21 protein-coding genes are annotated in these 15681 nt (G+C 61.8%); 8 read left to right on the forward strand and 13 right to left on the reverse strand.

All coding sequences use genetic code 11. The annotated features are described in order from the left end of the window. Positions 1–6: 6 nt before the first annotated feature. The 7 genes from QA648_RS15070 to tsaD all read right to left on the reverse strand — a co-directional run bounded on the left by QA648_RS15070 (position 7) and on the right by tsaD (position 4342). A complete protein-coding gene (locus QA648_RS15070) occupies positions 7–657 on the reverse strand; it encodes a methyltransferase (RefSeq protein WP_283047796.1) in 651 nt (216 codons plus the stop codon). Between the two features lie 15 nt (positions 658–672). After that, the gene (locus tag QA648_RS15075; protein ID WP_104824612.1) at positions 673–1104 is read right to left on the reverse strand and encodes an EVE domain-containing protein; all 432 of its coding nucleotides are present in this window, start codon (positions 1102–1104) and stop codon (positions 673–675) included. Positions 1105–1106: 2 nt separating this feature from the next. Next, complete coding sequence (locus tag QA648_RS15080) at positions 1107–1400, reverse strand: YciI-like protein (RefSeq protein ID WP_283047798.1); 294 nt, start codon at positions 1398–1400, stop codon at positions 1107–1109. A 67-nt stretch (positions 1401–1467) separates the two neighbouring features. Continuing rightward, positions 1468–1902, reverse strand: coding sequence for a PIN domain-containing protein (locus tag QA648_RS15085; protein ID WP_283047800.1), 435 nt, complete (start codon positions 1900–1902; stop codon positions 1468–1470). Further along, on the reverse strand, positions 1899–2198 hold the full coding sequence (locus QA648_RS15090) for a hypothetical protein (RefSeq protein WP_104824615.1): 300 nt from the start codon (positions 2196–2198) through the stop codon (positions 1899–1901). The genes QA648_RS15085 and QA648_RS15090 overlap by 4 nt, the downstream gene beginning before the upstream one ends. Before the next feature lie 60 nt (positions 2199–2258). Continuing rightward, positions 2259–3248 carry an NAD(P)H-dependent glycerol-3-phosphate dehydrogenase gene (locus tag QA648_RS15095; RefSeq protein WP_283047803.1) on the reverse strand — a complete coding sequence of 330 codons (990 nt, stop codon included), beginning with the start codon at positions 3246–3248 and terminating at the stop codon, positions 2259–2261. After that, positions 3245–4342 (reverse strand): tRNA (adenosine(37)-N6)-threonylcarbamoyltransferase complex transferase subunit TsaD, encoded by a 1098-nt coding sequence (gene tsaD / locus QA648_RS15100; protein WP_283047804.1) that lies wholly within the window; start codon positions 4340–4342, stop codon positions 3245–3247. The genes QA648_RS15095 and tsaD overlap by 4 nt, the downstream gene beginning before the upstream one ends. 84 nt (positions 4343–4426) lie before the next feature. On the opposite strand from tsaD, the gene hemC reads away from it, so the two are divergent. The 6 genes from hemC to QA648_RS15130 all read left to right on the forward strand — a co-directional run bounded on the left by hemC (position 4427) and on the right by QA648_RS15130 (position 10285). Further along, positions 4427–5356 carry a hydroxymethylbilane synthase gene (hemC, locus tag QA648_RS15105; RefSeq protein ID WP_104824618.1) on the forward strand — a complete coding sequence of 310 codons (930 nt, stop codon included), beginning with the start codon at positions 4427–4429 and terminating at the stop codon, positions 5354–5356. 6 nt (positions 5357–5362) lie between these two features. Further along, complete coding sequence (locus tag QA648_RS15110; RefSeq protein ID WP_283047807.1) at positions 5363–6094, forward strand: uroporphyrinogen-III synthase; 732 nt, start codon at positions 5363–5365, stop codon at positions 6092–6094. 79 nt (positions 6095–6173) lie between these two features. Further along, on the forward strand, positions 6174–7445 hold the full coding sequence (locus tag QA648_RS15115) for a mitofilin family membrane protein (protein WP_283047808.1): 1272 nt from the start codon (positions 6174–6176) through the stop codon (positions 7443–7445). A 13-nt stretch (positions 7446–7458) separates the two neighbouring features. Continuing rightward, positions 7459–9063, forward strand: coding sequence for a heme biosynthesis protein HemY (locus QA648_RS15120; protein WP_283047809.1), 1605 nt, complete (start codon positions 7459–7461; stop codon positions 9061–9063). Positions 9064–9075: 12 nt separating this feature from the next. Next, positions 9076–9561 (forward strand): TerB family tellurite resistance protein, encoded by a 486-nt coding sequence (locus QA648_RS15125; protein WP_104824622.1) that lies wholly within the window; start codon positions 9076–9078, stop codon positions 9559–9561. Then, on the forward strand, positions 9554–10285 hold the full coding sequence (locus QA648_RS15130; protein WP_283051358.1) for a glutamine amidotransferase: 732 nt from the start codon (positions 9554–9556) through the stop codon (positions 10283–10285). The genes QA648_RS15125 and QA648_RS15130 overlap by 8 nt, the downstream gene beginning before the upstream one ends. A 27-nt stretch (positions 10286–10312) precedes the next feature. On the opposite strand, the gene QA648_RS15135 is transcribed toward QA648_RS15130, so the two are convergent. From QA648_RS15135 to QA648_RS15150, 4 genes are read right to left on the reverse strand one after another with little or no spacing between them, the layout of a single operon-like run. Then, positions 10313–11017 carry an FUSC family protein gene (locus QA648_RS15135; RefSeq protein ID WP_283047813.1) on the reverse strand — a complete coding sequence of 235 codons (705 nt, stop codon included), beginning with the start codon at positions 11015–11017 and terminating at the stop codon, positions 10313–10315. After that, positions 11014–11412: an FUSC family protein gene (locus QA648_RS15140; protein ID WP_283047815.1), complete on the reverse strand. Its 399-nt coding sequence runs from the start codon at positions 11410–11412 to the stop codon at positions 11014–11016. The genes QA648_RS15135 and QA648_RS15140 overlap by 4 nt, the downstream gene beginning before the upstream one ends. After that, on the reverse strand, positions 11409–12419 hold the full coding sequence (locus QA648_RS15145) for an HlyD family secretion protein (RefSeq protein WP_283047817.1): 1011 nt from the start codon (positions 12417–12419) through the stop codon (positions 11409–11411). Before QA648_RS15145 ends, QA648_RS15140 begins: the two co-directional genes overlap by 4 nt. Before the next feature lie 48 nt (positions 12420–12467). Then, complete coding sequence (locus QA648_RS15150) at positions 12468–13724, reverse strand: MFS transporter (RefSeq protein WP_283047819.1); 1257 nt, start codon at positions 13722–13724, stop codon at positions 12468–12470. Positions 13725–13860: 136 nt separating this feature from the next. On the opposite strand from QA648_RS15150, the gene QA648_RS15155 reads away from it, so the two are divergent. Next, positions 13861–14154, forward strand: coding sequence for a YggT family protein (locus QA648_RS15155; RefSeq protein ID WP_028751312.1), 294 nt, complete (start codon positions 13861–13863; stop codon positions 14152–14154). Beyond that, positions 14151–14465, forward strand: a complete 315-nt coding sequence (locus QA648_RS15160) for a DUF167 domain-containing protein (protein WP_283047820.1) — start codon at positions 14151–14153, stop codon at positions 14463–14465. The genes QA648_RS15155 and QA648_RS15160 overlap by 4 nt, the downstream gene beginning before the upstream one ends. Here the strand turns inward: QA648_RS15160 and ppa are convergent, their stop codons facing one another. Together ppa and QA648_RS15170 are read right to left on the reverse strand one after the other, a co-directional pair. Further along, positions 14466–14999, reverse strand: a complete 534-nt coding sequence (gene ppa / locus QA648_RS15165; protein ID WP_028751314.1) for an inorganic diphosphatase — start codon at positions 14997–14999, stop codon at positions 14466–14468. 111 nt (positions 15000–15110) lie between these two features. Then, complete coding sequence (locus QA648_RS15170) at positions 15111–15617, reverse strand: GNAT family N-acetyltransferase (protein ID WP_104824627.1); 507 nt, start codon at positions 15615–15617, stop codon at positions 15111–15113. Positions 15618–15681: the final 64 nt, after the last annotated feature.

The following is a 15681-nucleotide window of genomic DNA, read 5'->3' on the forward strand; positions in this document are numbered from 1 at the left end:
CGGTCGTTAGCCGGCTAGAAATCGCCAGACCGTGGTCTTCTTGACCTCGCTATCCTCCAGCGCCCGCGTCACCGGCACCTGATAGGTCGCCTGAAGCTCCAGACGATCCTTGGGCAGGTAGGCCCTCCCCGGATCGCCGACCAGCACAAGGCGATCCTCTCCCGCGAGCTGCCGGAACCAGGGAATCAGCCGATCGGCGAAATCGCGATCATAAAAGACATCGCCGGCGAGAATGACGTCGGCATCCGTAGCTTGGTCAATGAGATTGTCGCCTGTAAAATCGAGCGCAACGCCGTTTTCCGCAGCATTCAGCCTTACCGCGGTTTCCGCCCAGGGATCGATATCGGCGGCGAGCACATGGCTTGCGCCCGCGAGCTTTGCCGCAATCGCGACGAGGCCGGAGCCGCTGGCGAAATCCAGTACCCGTTTTCCGGCGACCGTGTCGGGATGATCGAGCACATAGCGCGCAAGCCCCTGCCCGCCCGCCCAGGCGAAAGCCCAGAAGGGCGGCGGCAGGCCGATCTCCTCGAGTTCTTCCTCCGTCTTCAGCCAGAGATCATGGGCCTCGCTCGCCAGATGCAATCGGATTTCCGGCACATGCGGCGGCGCCATGAGACTGGTGTTCGCACGGATGAAACTCTCCGGATCGGTCTTCAAAGCGTCCTCGAATTATCAGACGGGCGGATTGTCGAGTTCGCCCATGCGGCAGACTTCGAGATATTCCTCATCGGTCACGGGCTGCACCGAAAGCCGCATCGAGGTGACGAGCGACATCTGCGAGAGCTTCGGATTGGCTTTGATATCCTTCAGCGACACCGGTTTCGGCATGTCGCACACGGCGCGGATATCCACGCAATCCCAGCGCGGATCGTCCTTGGCGGTCGAATCGGGATGCGACAGCGCGCAGACCTCGACAATGCCGACGATCTCCAGCCCTTCATTGGAATGATAGAAGAAGCCCTTGTCGCCGATCTGCATCGCCCGCATGTTGTTGCGGGCGAGATAGTTGCGCACTCCGGTCCATTCCGTGCCCTTCTCGCCAGCCTTCTTCTGTGCCTCCCAGGACCAGGAGGACGGCTCGGATTTATACAGCCAGTGCGCCATGTTCATGCCTCCGGATTGTTGAAGACCCAGTTGAACGGCTTGATCTCGACGCTCTCGAACAGGCCAGCCTTGGTGTAGGGATCGGCATCGGCGATCGCCTTCGCCGCCTCGATCGTTTCGGCACTGACGACAACCAGGCTCCCATTCGGCTTGCCTTCGGCATCGAGGAAGGGACCCGCCATCTTCAGCGTACCCTCGGCATTGAGCTTGTTCAAATGCTCGAGATGCGCAGGGCGCGTGTCCATGCGGACATTCAAATGACCGGGCTTGTCCTTGCAGACAAAGGCAAACAGCATTGTTTCATTCTCCTATGGAAATCAGCAGATCATCGGGGGTGATGGATAAAGCCTCGTCCACCGAAGGTCATCTTGTTTCTGCGCGAAGCGGATTGATAACATCGACGCCCCAGAAATCGACCTCATTGTGCGTGACGATGATGCATTCATTCGCGATCGCGACGGAAGCGATCAACATATCCATCGGGTCACGCTGCCGCCCCGCTGCTCGCCCCTCCGCCATGAGTTGCGCCCATACCAAGGCCGCGTTCTCATCGAAGGAAAGAATACGTCCGGCGAAATACGCCAGTGGTCCTTGTGCACCGAGAAACCAGGTTTCGAGGTCATCGCGCATACGTCCCGCCGGCATGATCAGGATGCCGCGTTGAATCTCGGCGATCGTGGAGGCTGCGATGAAGAGATCATCGTCTATTTGGGCTTGAAGCCATCTGGCAAGATCAGGTGACGGCTCTGGTTTGATCGTGTTGCTGATAATATTGGTATCGAGCAAATAACGGGTCAAAGATCGATCTCGCGCACTTTGCCACGAACTCGTTCAAGATCGATATCCGCGCCGACGAGGGGCGAACTACGCAACCAGGCATAAACGCCACCTTTCTTCGGCGGCTCGCCGGAGAGCGTCTGGTTCAGGACATTACGGATATATGCCGCTTCGGTCCCTCCTTCCGCCAGACGCCGCGCCACAGAACGAATGAGCGCCCGATCACTATCAAGGCCCAGCACTTCGAAACGAGCCAGGCCGCGCTCCTCGATACGTGAGCGGTAATTTTGAATTGCACGCTTCTGTGAACTGCCCATTATGGCCTCCGCGATATTACCGGTAATATATCCAGTAATCGCGGTGCATTCAAGTTCAAGTCATTCCGTCGTAATCGGCCGAGTCATCAATTGCCCAATGGCGGTCGCTATGTCGAGCTTGCCATCGATGATGGCCGAGACCGCTTCGGTGATCGGCATGTCGACGCCCAGCCCAAGCGCCAGCCGCGCCGCGATCGAGGCGGCATAAGCGCCTTCGACGAGGTCGCCATGCGATGGATCCGCCGCCTCACCGCGGCCGAGCGCGATGCCGAAACGCAGATTGCGGGATTGGTGGCTGGTAGCGGTCAGCACGAGGTCGCCGAGGCCGGAGAGACCGCGCACCGTTTCCGCCTTGCCGCCCTTGGCGACGACGAAGCGCGACATTTCCGCAAGGCCGCGGCTGATCAGTGCCGCGCGCGCAGAATCGCCGATGCCGCGCCCTTCGACAATGCCGCAGGCAATCGCCAATACATTCTTTAGCGCGCCGCCAAGCTGCACACCGACGCGATCGTCGGAGGCATAGAGACGGAATGTCGGCCCTGAAATCGCCTGCGCCAGCCGTTCGGCGACAGCCATATCGCCGGCGGCGATCGCCATAGCCGTCGGCAGGCCCTTGGCAATGTCGGTCGCAAAGCCCGGACCGGAGAGAACCGCAATGGCGTGATGCGGCAATTCCCGCTCCAGCATGTCGGTCAAGAGATCGCCGGAGACCTTGTCGATGCCCTTGGCGCAGGTGACGACGACGGCATCCTCCGCGAGATAAGGCCCGTAATGGCGCGCCGCATCCGCCTGCGCCTGCGACGGCATGGCGAAAAGCACGATGCCGGCGTCCGAAATCGCGTCCGGCTCGGCCGAAAATTGCAGCGAATCCGGCAATTCTATGCCCGGCAGAGCCGTATCATGCAGACGATCATCTCTGAGATCGGCCATCAGAGACGCCTTGCGCCCGACCAGCGTCACCTGGCTCTTGCCGGTCAAGGCGATGACGGCGGCGAGCGCCGTGCCGAAGGCGCCGGCGCCAACCACTGCGATGCGTTCACTATCGCTCATGCCTTCGCTCCTCGTTTGCCATGCCCCAAGAGAGTTTCCGCCTTCTGATCGAGCGGCCAGCGCGAGCGCGGCTGCACATCGAGGCCGTCGGGTGCCGCACCTGTCGCCATGCGCTCCAGCCCCGCCCAGGCGATCATCACCGCATTGTCGGTGCAGAGGTGCAGTGGCGGCGCGATGAAGCGAAAATCGTTGAGATCGCAAAGCTCCTGCAGCGTGCGGCGCAGCTCGAGATTGGCGGCGACACCGCCGGCGACCACCAGCGCCGGCTTGTCCGCCGTCTTTGGAAACTCCTTTTTGAAGCGCTGCAAGCCACGCCCGATCCGGTCCTTCAAGGTGCGCGAAATCGCCTTCTGGAAGGAGGCGCAGATATCGGCGATATCCTGCTCGCTCACCGGCGCGATCGCCGTCGCTGCCTGTCGCACCGCAGTCTTGAGGCCGGAAAAGGAAAAGTCCAGCCGCGTCTCGCCGACCAGCGGCCGAGGAAAGTCGAATCGGTCCGCATTGCCGTTCCGCGCCGCCGCTTCGACCGCCGGGCCGCCGGGATAGGGAAGACCGAGCAGCTTCGCCGTCTTGTCGAAGGCTTCGCCCAGCGCATCGTCGATGGTCGTGCCCCAGCGCTCATAGTCGCCGACGCCGCGCACCAAAATCAGTTGCGTGTGGCCGCCGGAGACGAGCAACATGAGATAGGGAAAGGTGAGGCCATCCGTCAGCCTTGCCGTCAATGCATGGCCCTCTAAATGATTGATGGCGTAGAGCGGCTTGCCGGTCGCCCTCGAAATCGCCTTGCCGGTCATTAGCCCGACCAACAGGCCGCCGATCAGACCGGGGCCGGATGTGGCCGCGATGGCGTCGACATCGGACAACGACACATTGGCGCGCTTCAGGGCCTCGTCGATCAACGTATCCAGCGCCTCGACATGGGCCCGCGCGGCAATTTCCGGCACGACGCCGCCATAGGCGCTATGCTCGTCCAACTGGCTCAAAACCACGTCGGAGGCAATCGTGGCGGTGCCGTCTTCCCGGCGCTCGACAATGGCCGCGGCGGTTTCGTCGCAGCTTGTTTCGATGCCGAGAATGCGAAGAAAGGACGCCATGGAAGCTGTTCGTTGCCTGTTGGTCGATTGCGATGAAGCGGAAATATGGTTACGGGAACTGTCGGTAACAACGGATCAAAGCGGATGCAAACAAAACCTTTCCGGATTGGCACGCGCGGCAGCCCGCTTGCGCTGGCGCAGGCACACGAGGCCCGCGACCGCCTGATGGCGGCGCATGGCTTGCCGGAGGAGATGTTCGAGATCGTCGTTCTGAGCACCAAGGGCGACCGCATTACCGACCGTTCGCTGGCGCTGATCGGCGGCAAAGGCCTGTTCACGGAAGAGCTGGAACAGAAACTGACCAAAGGCGAGCTCGACTTTGCCGTACACTCGGCAAAGGACATGGCGACAAAGCTGCCGGAAGGGCTGGCGCTATCGGCCTATCTGCCGCGCGAGGATATCCGCGATTCCTTTATCGGCCGCACCGCGCCGAAGCTGATCGACCTGCCGCATGGCGCAACCGTCGGCTCCGCCTCGCTGCGCCGCCAGGCGCTGATCCGGCGCCTGCGCCCAGATATCAACGTCATAACCTTTCGCGGCGCCGTCGAAACGCGTCTGCGCAAGCTGGAGGAAGGCCAAGCGGACGCGACATTGTTGGCTCTCGCCGGCCTGAAACGGCTCGGCAAGGTGAATGTGATCACTGACATTCTCGACCCAGATGAATTCCCGCCGGCGCCAGCGCAAGGTGCGATCTGTATCGAAAGCCGCGTCAGCGACGACAGGACGAACGACCTGCTCGCCGCCATCAACGACGCACCGACCTTTGACACCGTTTCCTGCGAACGCGGCTTCCTGGCGGCACTGGACGGCTCCTGCCGCACGCCGATCGCCGGCTATGCCGTCTGCGAGGGCGACCATATCAGGTTCTTCGGCATGATCCTGACGCCCGATGGCCAGCAAGTGCACACCACCACCATCGAAGGTCACCGTCGTGACGCCGAAGCGCTCGGCACCAATGCCGGCCAGGCGATCCGCACTGAAGCCGGCAGCACCTTCTTCGAAGACTGGACCTGATATCCGATGCGTGTCGTCGTCACCCGTCCGGAGCATTCGGGTGAACGCACCGCCCGACGGCTTGCGGAGATGGGGCATGAGGCGATCCTCTTGCCGCTGACAAAGCCCGTGCATGATGCCGAGGCGGCTCTAAAGGGGCTTGAGGAAACAAGCGGCGCCATCGCCGTCACCAGCGCCGAAATCATACGTGTCTTGGAACATGTGAAGCCATCATTGCGGTCGATTATCCATCGGCCGCTTTTTGCGGTCGGCAACGCGACCGCGCAGGCTGCGCGGGAGATCGGCTTCAAGAGTGCCGTGGGAGTTGGCGGCGGCAACGGAGCGCAGCTAGCGGAGCTGATCAGCCAGCAAAGCGCCGAATTCGGAGATTTGCCACTGCTCTATCTAGCCGGCTCCCCGCGCGCAGCCGGCTTCGAAGCGCGGTTGGCGGAGCTCGGGATCGCGTTCCGAACGGTCGAATGCTACCGCATGGAGGACGTCATGCCCGACATCGGCACGCTGGCCCGCGTCCTTGCCGATAATCCCGCGGATGCGATCCTCTTCTATTCCCGCGAGACCGCCCGCCGCTTTTTCGCCCTGCCTTTTCTGCGCGTGCACTCTGACACCCTCGCTCAAACGCGAATGCTCTGTCTCAGCGGAGCAGTTGCCGAGGTGGTGCCGGCGGCGCTGCAATCACTTGTGGAAATCGCCGCCGTGCCGGACGAAGACAGCCTTCTGGCGCTTCTGGCAGCGAAGTGAGGTCGCAATTTTGATCTAACCTCTTTCCATAATCGACTTGTCTGTCTACTTTCGCTGCAGCGCATGAAAAGAGGACCTCATGGTATCGGGAAATCCGCCAAACCATTCGAAGCCCAACGACGAGCCGATCACGATCGATCTGGAAGCTGAGGAAACCGCTCGAACCGCGGTTTCCGAGGAGATGACGGAGCGCAATCACAGCGACCCCGGCAGTTCGTCCGCCAATGAGGTGGAAATACCGCCGGAAATGGAAAAGGAACCGGTGGCGGAAGAGGCCGACGAACCGGTCGCGGAGCCTGCGGCAGAAGATCCTAAAGCCGCAACCGCGGGGGAACCGGAACCTCCCCGCTCCGATGCCGAGCAACCTTCTGCGCCCCAGCGGCAGCAAGGGGCAACGTCTGGCCTGATCGCCGCGGGCATCGTCGGCGGGCTGATCTCCCTCATCTGCGTCGGCGCCATCCAATATGCCGGCCTCCTGCCCGGCGGCCGGCCGGCAAAAGACCATTCCGCCGATATTGCCGCACTCACAGACGAAATCGACGGGCTGAAGCAGACCGTGTCCAATCTCGCTGCCAACCCCGCAGCAACATCGGACACCACCCTTGCAGCCCGCGTCGCAGCCCTTGAGACAACCGCCGCCAACAATACGGCCGCAAGCGGATCGTCCGGTACAAGCAGCGGCGATGCCGATCAGAAGATCGCAGCGCTCAGCGCCGAAGTGGATCAATTGAAGGCGAGCCTTGCTCAGGCGACGCAGAGTCAGGCCTCATCCGACGCCGATGTCAGCAAACGCCTTGATGACGCTGAAAAGAAGCTGAACGCGCCGAGCCAGGAAAGCGCTGTCGCCCGCGCCATTGCGGCTGCGGCCCTGAAGGCGGCGATCGATCGCGGCGGTCCCTTTCAGCCTGAACTCGATACCTACGCCAATGTCGCACCTGATGACCCTGCGGTTGCCGATCTGAAGGCGTTCGCCCAGACCGGCATTCCCTCGCGCGCCGATCTCATTCGCCGTGTCTCCGATGTTGCGACGGCGATCGTCAGTTCGACGCAGCAGGACGATCCGAACCAGAGCTGGAGCGACCGGCTGCTGAGCAGCGCCAAATCCCTGGTGCAGGTGCGCCCGGTCGGGAACGTCACCGGCGATAGCGTCGAGGCCATTACCGCCCGCTTCGAGGACAAGGTGAAGAACGGCGATCTGCCCGGAGCGATCACCGAATGGAACAGCCTGCCGGACGCCGCCAAATCGGCCTCCGCCGCCTTCAAGCAATCATTGGAAGCTCGCATCCGGGTCGAAGACCTAGTCAGCGACGCGCTGTCGAAGGCGATCGCCGACACCGGAAAACAAAGCTGAGGCGGGGAAGAGAATGATCAGACTGCTTATTTTCGCCGTTCTCGTCCTGCTGCTTGGCTATGGCTTTTCCTGGCTGGCGGATCGCCCCGGCGATCTTTCCCTGGTCTGGGGTGGCGAACTCTATCAGACCAAGCTCATCGTCGCTGCCGGCATCCTAATTGCGCTGATCGCCGCCGTCATGGTGGTCTGGTGGTTTATCCGCCTCATCTGGACCTCGCCGCATTCCGTCACCCGCTATTTTCGCGCCCGCAAGCGCGACCGCGGCTATCAGGCCTTGTCCACGGGGCTGATCGCCGCCGGTGCCGGCAACGCGCTGCTTGCCCGCAAGATGGCGGCGCGCACCCGCGGTCTGATCCGCGCCGACCAGGAGCCGCTGATCAACCTGCTGGAAGCACAGGCCGCGCTAATCGAAGGCAAGCATGACGAGGCCCGCCAAAAATTCGAGCTAATGGCCAACGACCCGGAAACCCGCGAACTGGGTCTGCGCGGCCTTTATCTCGAAGCCAAACGGCTTGGCGCGCACGAGGCGGCGCGGCACTATGCCGAAAAGGCTGCCGACCAGGCGCCCTATCTGCCATGGGCAGCGCAGGCGACGCTGGAATACCGCAGCCAGGCAGGCCATTGGGACGACGCCATCAAGCTTCTCGACCAGCAGAAGATCGCCCGCGTCATCGATAAGGATACCGCCAACCGCCAGCGCGCCGTATTGCTGACCGCGCGCGCCAATGAAAAGCTCGAAGGCGATCCGTCCGGCGCCCGGGACGATGCGCTGGCTGCATTGAAGCTGTCCCCCGATTTCGTGCCGGCCGCGCTGACAGCCGCCAAGGCGTTGTTTCGCGAAGACAAGGTGCGCAAGGCCGCTTCCATTCTCGAACAGGTGTGGAAGGCAGAGCCGCATCCGGAGATCGGCAGGGCCTATGTCCGCGCCCGCAGCGGCGATTCCGTCTCCGATCGCCTGAAGCGTGCCGAACGGCTGGAAGCGATGCGCCCGAACAATGTCGAAGCGCTGCTGATCACGGCAAAGGCAGCGCTCGACGCCCGCGACTTCGCCAAAGCCCGCGCCAAGGCGGAAGCCGCGGCTCGCATCGATGCCCGCGAAGGCGCCTTCCTGCTGCTGGCCGACATCGAAGAGGCCGAAACCGGAGACCAGGGGCGCATCCGCCACTGGATGGCGCAGGCATTGCGCGCGCCGCGCGATCCGGCCTGGCTCGCCGATGGTTTCGTCTCCGACAAATGGCTGCCGCTGTCGCCGATCACCGGCCGCCTCGACGCCTTCGAATGGAAGGCACCCTTCGGCCAACTCGAAGGGCCGGTGGAAGAGGGCACGACCGTCTCGGTCGATGCCGCGCTGAGGTCGCTGCCGCCGGTGCGCGAGACCGCTCCGCCCGCAACTGCTGCGACAAAACCCGCTTCACCAACAGTTGCTTCGCCGGCTGCCGGCACCTCTGTTATAGAATTGGAGCCGATCGCCAAAAAGCCGGCGCCCGTACCCGCCGCCAAAACCGAGCCGGCGAAGGAGCCGGAACCAAAGCCCTTCTTCGGCGGCGCGCCGGACGATCCGGGCGTAAAAGATCTCAAGCTTGAACCGGAACCCAAGACACGGCTGAAGCTCTTCTAAGAATGGAATCGAATGTTCGAACGCTTTCAGGAATTCTTTCAGAATCTGACCAAGGAACACCCTAAATCCGGCTTTGCTCCCGACGATCCGCGTATCGCGGTTGCGGCGCTCTGTTTCCAGGTGATGGAAGCGGACGGCAAGATCGAGGAAAGCGAGAAGAAGCGGCTTCGCAAGCTGCTAAAGAGCCAATACGGTCTCGATGGCCGTCAGCTCGACGCTCTGATCGCCGCCGGCCAGGAGGCCGAGAGTGAGGCGGTCGATTATTATCGCTTCACCTCCGATCTGAAGCGCCATCTCAACAGCGAACAGCGCCTCGAGCTTCTCGGCATCCTCTGGGATATCGTCTATGCCGATGGCGAACGCAGCGAGATGGAGGATCATGCGATCTGGCGCATTGCCGACCTCATGGGCATCTCCGACCGTGACCGCGTTGTCAAACGCCAGGAGGCAGCCGCCCGCGCCCCGGGTCACAGAAGGGAAAGTGCGGATGATGATTGAGGCGCCGCAGGGCGGTGGACACCGTCCTGTATTGATCATCCTGCACCAGGAACGCTCCAGCTCCGGCCGTGTCGGCCAGATGCTCTTGGACAAGGGTTACGATCTCGACATCCGCCGGCCGGTACTCGGTGACCGATTGCCGCCGACGCTAGAGGGTCACGCCGGCGCAGTGGTCTTCGGCGGGCCGATGAGCGCCAATGATCCCGACGATTTCGTCAAGACTGAGATCAGCTGGCTCGACGTGCCGCTGAAGGAAAATCGCCCCTATCTCGGCATCTGCCTCGGCGCACAGATGCTCGCCCGCCACCTCGGCGCCAAGGTGAAGGCCCGCGACGACGGCAAGACCGAAATCGGCTGGTATCCGCTGCAGCCGACGGAAAAGGGCCGGCTTTTGATGCGCCACTGGCCGCAAATGGTCTATCACTTTCACCGTGAAGGTTTCGACTTGCCGCATGGCGCCGATCTTCTGGCGACCGGCGAGACCTACCCTAACCAGGCCTATCGCTATGGCGCCAATGCCTGGGGCCTGCAATTCCACGCGGAACTCACCCGCGCCATGATGCAGCGCTGGGTCGTGCATGGCGAGCATCGCTTTTGCATGCCGAACGCCCAAAAGGGTCGCGAGCATCTGGAGGGTCGCATGATCTTTGACTCCCCGCTCAGAGCCTGGCTATCCGATTTCCTCGATCTCATTTTCGAGGGCAAGCAGGCTATGGCGGCTTGATCGGCTCACGATCATATCCCTTATGCGTCAGCCTTCCTTTTCTTTCCCCACGGATTGGGCGCCGATCGGCGGACCGAGCAACAGGTTGATAAGCACCAGAAGCCCTATGGCCCCCATCATGCCAGCGATGCGATTCATGGCCGGCAGCAGACTTTCCGCGGGACCGGTATCCTGCACGAGCGTCAGGATCAAAGCGATGGCCGCCTGCGAACCGACGCCGGCGATGCCGTACGGCCCGTTCTGAATCTGCATGGCGAGCCAGGTGCCTGCCATCAGCAGCAGAAGCCAGGGCACGAAGGACTGGCTGATCGGCAAGAATAGCACCATCGTGCCAAAACAGCCGCCCAGGATGCATCCGGCCACCCGTTGCAACATGCGCTGAGCAATCGCCGATTGGTCCTTCTCCGAGACCCCGGTGAGCGTGGGAACAGCCATGACCGCACCGATCGAAATCGCCATCTGGCTGAGGTTGGGCAATTCCAACTGCCGCCAGACCAGCGGCACGGCGGCAACCGCCATGCCCGTTCGCATGGCATGTGACAATACATGCCAGTTTCCACCCAGCAGACTATGCCAGCCGGGCGGTGGCGCCACGACCTCGCCTTCCGCAGGTGCCAGCAGCCATGTCACCAGCAAGGCCGTGGCGGTGCCGAGCACGATCTCGATGGCACGATAGAAGGCAATGGAAAGCGCCAGTGTCGGATCGTCCAACGAGCCGAGCGTGACTATCATCGCCGTGATCCCGCCAAGGAGCCAAGCATAGCCGTGGGGCTCAGCAACGCACCAAGGATGGCAAGCGTGCCGGTGGCGAAAAGAAGCAGCACCGTCGCCACGGGATCATAGACGGCCCAAGGCACGAGGGCGAAGCTCAACACCGCGCCGACCAGCGTTCCCACGATCCTCAGCCCGCCCCTCTGCCACGATTGCGGATGGCTCGCCTGCACGCATATGAAGGCGCTGATGGCGGCCCACCAGGGATTGTTGAGCCTCAGGAGCAGAGCGAAAACGAGCGCGAGCCCGACCGCCAGCGCGGCGATATTGGCTTGCAGCAAGCGTGGACCGGAAAGGCTCAGCTCCGCCAGCTCGCCGCGGATCGCATGGACGAGCTCTGCAAGAGCCCGCCTCATGGGAAGATCAGTGTGCTGGCATCCGATCCCATATAAAGGGTGAGGTCGGATGGAGGATCGACCAGCTTGAATGTTACCGGGAAGCGGCGCCTCAGCCTGATCCAATCGGTGGTGGGAGCGACATAAGGCAATATCCCATCCTCATCGGGACCTCTGCTGATGCCGCGCGAGACACCCTCGATGCGAGCGCGATAGAGGCGCCACGGGTGCGTGTCGAGCCACACCCATGCTGCTTTGCCGGGCTCAAGCTTCCTGATGTAGTTCTCCTTGTAGTTCGCAACGATGCGCCAGCCCGCCGCATCGACAATCCCGAGCAGCGCCTTTCCGGCCGAGGCCGTATCGCCCACGCTCAGGGAGAGATTGTTGACCGTACCATCGACGGGCGCGCGGATTTCGGTCTGGCTGAGCTGCCATTCCGCCAAGGCCAGCGCGGCCTGCGCCTGCGCGACGACGGCATCCTGGCTGGCGACAGACCGGGATGCCTTGTCGACCGCCTCACGCGCCGCCGCCTGTTCCGCGGCCGCCCGCTGTTGCGCGGAATCCCCGTCGGCGGCAGTCAAGGCCACCTGCTTCTGATCATTGCCGACCTGTTGTAATGCAGTCGTCGCCGCCGTCAGCCGATCCTGAGCGGCCTTCCGCTCATCATCGGCAAGCTTGTGGTTCGCAGCCGCTTCCTGAACCGCTGCCTTGCGTTGATCGACGACGAGTTGGAACGGCAGCTTGTCGATGACAGCCAAAAGATCGCCGCGCCGTACCTCCCGGTCGTTGGCGATATCGACGCTCACGATGACGCCCGTCACCTGCGGCGCAACCGTCACGAAATTCGTGGTGACATAGGCATCGTCGGTATAGGCAACGAACGATGTCAAAACCTGCCAAACCGCCAAAAGCGCCAGCAGACTGGCTATGCCCACGACAAGCCGAAACGCACGCCGTCGCTCGGTTGGCACATCCGGCGGCGCAGATGGGTCTGGCTCGATCGGCTCGTTGCTCGTCGTGTTGCTCATGGCGACAACATGCGCGCGGAGTTGCCAGCATGACAAGAAAATTGTGGCTCACGCCACCTGCGGCTCGCCCTCTCGGTCCGGCGCGTTCAGACTGTCGATCTTGCGTAGTTGCGGAAAGCCGGTTGCCCAGATGATCGCCACAGCCAGCGTACCGATGCCGCCGATGACGACGGCAGGGACGGCGCCGAAATAGCGCGCCATGGTGCCGGCCCGGAATTCGCCGAGCTCGTTCGACGCGCCGACAAAGACCATGTTCACGGCATTGACGCGGCCGCGCACATGATCCGGCGTCCAGAGCGTGATCAGAGTTTCGCGGACATAGACCGAGATCAGATCGGAGGCCCCCATGACGGCGAGGGCTGCGATCGACAGCCACGGCGTATGCGAAACGCCGAAGACCAACGTTCCCACCCCAAACATTGCGACGCCTATAAACATGCAGAGCCCGGCCCGATGCCGGATGGGATAGGTCGCCAGAAACAGGCCCATGGCAATCGCGCCGAAGCTTGGAGCAGCGCGCAGCAGGCCGAGGCCCCAGGGACCGAGCGTTAGGATATCGCGCGCATAGACAGGCATCAGCGCCACGGCGCCGCCGAGCAGCACCGCAAAGAGATCGAGCGAGACGGCGCCAAGCACCACCTTTTCCGACCAGATAAAATGGAAACCGGCGAGGATCTCGTTCAAGCTCCTCGATTCATGTGCAACACGTTGCTGCGGTTTCGGAATGAGGAAGGTCAGCAGCGAACCGGCTGCGAAGAACAGGACGGCGACGGTATAGGAAACGCTCGGGCCGATACCGTAGAGCAGGCCGCCCGCGACGGGACCGAGAATGGCGGCCGCATCCCAGGACATAGAATTCCAGGTCACCGCGTTCGACAGATCTTCCGGCGGGATGAGATTGGGCGCCAGCGATTGCGTTGCCGGCGTCATGAAAGCGCGCTCGATGCCGAAGACGGTAAGGATCAGGAAAACCGGAAGCGGCGCGAAGGTGCCGGAAACGGTGAGGAACAGCAATGCCGCGGCACAGATCGTGCCGACGAAAATGCAGATGGCCGCCACCATACGCCTGTTGTAGCGGTCGGCAACGGTGCCAGTCACTAGGATCAGAAGTAGGGAGGGAAGGAACTGCACCAGACCGATCAGGCCGAGATAGATCGGATTGCCGGTATGGTCATACATCTGCCAGCCAACGGAAACGCTGACCACCTGCGTGGCAAACGCCGTCAGAAAGCGGGCAAAGAAGAAATAGGTGTAGGCGACATGCCTGAACGCGGCAAACCGGTCTCCGCTGGAAACCAACGACATGAGATGAGGCTTTCCGGCCGGAGCTGCGCAAGAACCCCGGGCCTGTTAAACATGATTCAGCGTGCTTCAAAGCATGGGACTTGCCCGTTAAGTCGCCAATGTCTACATGTCTGTCAACCGCGAAATGGAGACGGACATGCTCGCCTTATTTCAAACCATTGATCTGGCTTTGAATCTTTATACTTGGGTGCTGATCGCCAGCGCTATTTTTTCATGGCTCTATGCATTCAATGTTATCAATTCGAGCAATCAGTTCGTCAACTCGGTCGGAAGTTTCCTCTATGCAGTCACGGAGCCTGCGCTTCGTCCGATCCGGCGCGTGCTGCCCGATCTCGGCGGCATCGACATTTCGCCGATCATCCTGCTGCTGATCATCTTCTTCTTCCGTTCCCTGATGTGGAACACGCTTTACCCGCTCGTCGGCCGGTGAGCGAAGCCTGGCAGGTTTTTGCCGATCATGTGAGACTATCCGTCCGGCTCACGCCCAATGGCGGGCGTGATGCGATCGACGGGTTCGAGACCGGCGCCGACGGCGAGGCCTATCTCAAGGCGCGGGTCTCCGCCGTGCCGGAAAAGGGCAAGGCCAACAAGGCGCTGATCGCGCTTCTCGCCAAGAGCTTCGGCATCCCCAAATCCTCGGTCAGCCTCATTTCCGGCGACACCGCCCGTAAAAAAATCCTCCGGATCGATGCCGACCCGGAGGATTTGATAGGCAAGCTGAACGCTATAGCGAAGAACTGATCACTTCGCCTTCTTGGCGCGCTCGATCGCTTCGAGAATGAGTTCGCCGGCTTCCTTCGAGCCCTTCCAGCCGTAGATCTTCACCCACTTGCCGGGCTCCAGATCCTTGTAGTGCTCGAAGAAATGCTCGATCTGCTTCACGGTGATTTCCGGCAGGTCGGTATATTCCCGGACCTTTTCGTAGCGCAGCGTCAGCTTCGGCGAAGGAACGGCGATGATCTTTTCGTCCTTGCCGGAATTGTCTTCCATCATCAGCACGCCGATCGGGCGCACGTTGATAACGCAGCCCGGAACCAGCGGACGGGTGCTGGCGATCAACACGTCGATCGGGTCGCCGTCTTCGGAAAGCGTGTGCGGAACGAAGCCGTAATTGCCCGGATAGGTCATCGGCGTGTAGAGGAAACGGTCGACGACCAGCGTGCCGGCGTCCTTGTCCATTTCATACTTGATCGGATGACCGCCGACCGGAACTTCAACGATGACGTTGACGTCTTCGGGCGGGTTCTTGCCAATGGAAATCGCGTCGATGCGCATGCGTCTCCCCTAATAAGGATGGTTGCTGCAGCCAGATAATCGGAATCATGACGCAACGCAACAAGGCATTGGGACGATGCGGGATTTTAATGGACGGTCGCAGCCGGTACCTTAGGGCCAGACGAAGCCGATCTTCTTGAGCTGCTTGCGATCGAAGGTCTCGATGCCCTCGCAGAAATCGGCACCGCCCTGGCCGCGATAGAAGCGGTCCGCATTCTCGTTTTCCTCGAGGCACCAGACGACCAATCCCTTGCACCCCAGCGATTTCAGGAGCCGGCGCGCTTCACCGAAGAGAAGCCGGCCAAGACCGATGCCTTGATATTCCGGGCGAAGATAGAGTTCGTAGATCTCGCCTTCCTGAGGCAATGCGCGGGCGCGGTTGAGGCCGAGCGTGGCGTAACCGGCGATCTCGCCGGCGACGTCGAGGACTAGAAGGGTTGCCGGCCCGCTGGTCGCCTTGCGCCACCAGGCTTCGCCCCGACGCTCGATCATCTGGCTGAGCGCGCGATGCGGAATGATGCCCGTATAGGTGTACTGCCACGACTGGCGGTGCACCTCGGAAATGGCTCGGGCATCATGCGGTTCTGCCCGACGAACATCAATCGACAACGTCTTCATAACGTCTACTCTGGTCCCGCCAGCGAAAATTAACCATCCACAAATCATGCGGACAGACGATTTG

The sequence above is a fragment of the Rhizobium sp. CB3171 genome (assembly GCF_029714265.1).
Lineage (GTDB): Bacteria > Pseudomonadota > Alphaproteobacteria > Rhizobiales > Rhizobiaceae > Rhizobium.

What these genes read in the sequence shown, in the direction of transcription:
- QA648_RS15075 (WP_104824612.1), bottom strand. Translation starts at nt 1,104, where the DNA reads ATGGCGCACTGGCTGTATAAATCCGAGCCGTCCTCCTGGTCCTGGGAG.
- QA648_RS15080 (WP_283047798.1), bottom strand. Translation starts at nt 1,400, where the DNA reads ATGCTGTTTGCCTTTGTCTGCAAGGACAAGCCCGGTCATTTGAATGTC.
- QA648_RS15090 (WP_104824615.1), bottom strand. Translation starts at nt 2,198, where the DNA reads ATGGGCAGTTCACAGAAGCGTGCAATTCAAAATTACCGCTCACGTATC.
- QA648_RS15095 (WP_283047803.1), bottom strand. Translation starts at nt 3,248, where the DNA reads ATGAGCGATAGTGAACGCATCGCAGTGGTTGGCGCCGGCGCCTTCGGC.
- tsaD (WP_283047804.1), bottom strand. Translation starts at nt 4,342, where the DNA reads ATGGCGTCCTTTCTTCGCATTCTCGGCATCGAAACAAGCTGCGACGAA.
- hemC (WP_104824618.1), top strand. Translation starts at nt 4,427, where the DNA reads ATGCAAACAAAACCTTTCCGGATTGGCACGCGCGGCAGCCCGCTTGCG.
- QA648_RS15110 (WP_283047807.1), top strand. Translation starts at nt 5,363, where the DNA reads ATGCGTGTCGTCGTCACCCGTCCGGAGCATTCGGGTGAACGCACCGCC.
- QA648_RS15115 (WP_283047808.1), top strand. Translation starts at nt 6,174, where the DNA reads ATGGTATCGGGAAATCCGCCAAACCATTCGAAGCCCAACGACGAGCCG.
- QA648_RS15120 (WP_283047809.1), top strand. Translation starts at nt 7,459, where the DNA reads ATGATCAGACTGCTTATTTTCGCCGTTCTCGTCCTGCTGCTTGGCTAT.
- QA648_RS15125 (WP_104824622.1), top strand. Translation starts at nt 9,076, where the DNA reads ATGTTCGAACGCTTTCAGGAATTCTTTCAGAATCTGACCAAGGAACAC.
- QA648_RS15130 (WP_283051358.1), top strand. Translation starts at nt 9,554, where the DNA reads ATGATTGAGGCGCCGCAGGGCGGTGGACACCGTCCTGTATTGATCATC.
- QA648_RS15135 (WP_283047813.1), bottom strand. Translation starts at nt 11,017, where the DNA reads ATGATAGTCACGCTCGGCTCGTTGGACGATCCGACACTGGCGCTTTCC.
- QA648_RS15140 (WP_283047815.1), bottom strand. Translation starts at nt 11,412, where the DNA reads ATGAGGCGGGCTCTTGCAGAGCTCGTCCATGCGATCCGCGGCGAGCTG.
- QA648_RS15145 (WP_283047817.1), bottom strand. Translation starts at nt 12,419, where the DNA reads ATGAGCAACACGACGAGCAACGAGCCGATCGAGCCAGACCCATCTGCG.
- QA648_RS15150 (WP_283047819.1), bottom strand. Translation starts at nt 13,724, where the DNA reads ATGTCGTTGGTTTCCAGCGGAGACCGGTTTGCCGCGTTCAGGCATGTC.
- QA648_RS15155 (WP_028751312.1), top strand. Translation starts at nt 13,861, where the DNA reads ATGCTCGCCTTATTTCAAACCATTGATCTGGCTTTGAATCTTTATACT.
- ppa (WP_028751314.1), bottom strand. Translation starts at nt 14,999, where the DNA reads ATGCGCATCGACGCGATTTCCATTGGCAAGAACCCGCCCGAAGACGTC.
- QA648_RS15170 (WP_104824627.1), bottom strand. Translation starts at nt 15,617, where the DNA reads ATGAAGACGTTGTCGATTGATGTTCGTCGGGCAGAACCGCATGATGCC.